Origin of the sequence: Protofrankia sp. Cr1 (genome assembly GCF_963555865.1) — a bacterium.
GTDB lineage: Bacteria > Actinomycetota > Actinomycetes > Frankiales > Frankiaceae > Protofrankia.
The window spans coordinates 2,042-3,104 of record NZ_CAUVXO010000259.1 but is presented as its reverse complement, the minus strand read 5'-3'; the positions used below and the strand labels follow the sequence as shown (position 1 = coordinate 3,104).

1 pseudogene is annotated in these 1,063 nt (G+C 69.1%); it reads left to right on the top strand.

Going from position 1 to position 1,063, the window contains the following annotated elements:
• Positions 1–94: 94 nt before the first annotated feature.
• Positions 95–1,063, top strand: a pseudogene (locus U9980_RS18235) (hypothetical protein); the annotation flags it as partial.

Genomic DNA, 1,063 nt, shown 5'->3' with positions numbered 1-1,063 from the left:
ACAGCAGAAGATCGTAATGGCAGACCTGGCCTTGCCCCTAACCTCTCGTCGCGATACCACTACCTAACGCAGCTGAACGGTTAGGGGTGGAGAGATGGTTGACACGGAGGCTTCCGCCGTCGTCGTTCCCTACCCGGGCGTATCCGGTCCAGGGGCGCTGCCGATCGTCGTCTCTCGAACCTCCCCGCCGTCGCTGCCGGCCGCCCATGTCCCCCGGGCCCGTCTGTGGGAGGTGCTTGATCGAGGCGTGAGCGGTGGCATCACCATGATCAGCGGGGCAGCAGGCTCCGGCAAAACCGTCCTCGCGGCCTCGTGGGTCGCCGCCGCCCGATCGCCTGTGCCGGTCGCGTGGTTGTCCGTCGACGGGGATGCGGGCACTGATCTCTGGGCACAGCTGTCGTGCGCGCTCGAACGTGGCGGCATCCTGCCGACCGGCCGCATTCCCGTTGGTCAGCCACTGGCGATGATCCCGCGGCCGGCACCGGACAGCGGCTTCGAACGGCGCTGGCGGGATCTGGCCAACGCGCTCGTGGAACTGCCCGCGCCCGCTGTGCTCATCGTCGACGACGTTCATCTGATCACCGACCCGGTCGCGATCGCCGGGCTCGAACTGCTCGCCACCGGTGCGGGCTCTGCGCTGCGACTGGTGCTGTGCGCGCGATATCCGATTATTGCTCTGCACCGGCTCCGGCTCGAGGGACGGTTGGTGGAGGTCGGTCCGAGCGATCTCGCGTTCACCGCACGGGAGGCGGTGGCCCTGTTCGAAGCGCACGGTGTCGATCTTCCGGACGAGAGTCGGGACCGGCTGTTGGAACGAACCGAGGGCTGGGCCGCGGGCCTCCGGCTGTCGGCTACTCAGGCGTCGGTGCACGACAGCGGTGGCGGCAGTGGTGATCGTGTCGGGCGTGGCGTCGCCGAGTACCTGCGTACGGAGGTGCTCGGTCGCCAGCCGGGGGAGGTTCGGCGGGTCCTCCTGCGCGCAAGCGTGCTGGACCGCCTCACCGGGCCCCTGCTCGACACGGTCGCGGCCGAACCATGCCCGACTGTTCGTGCCTCGACCGGC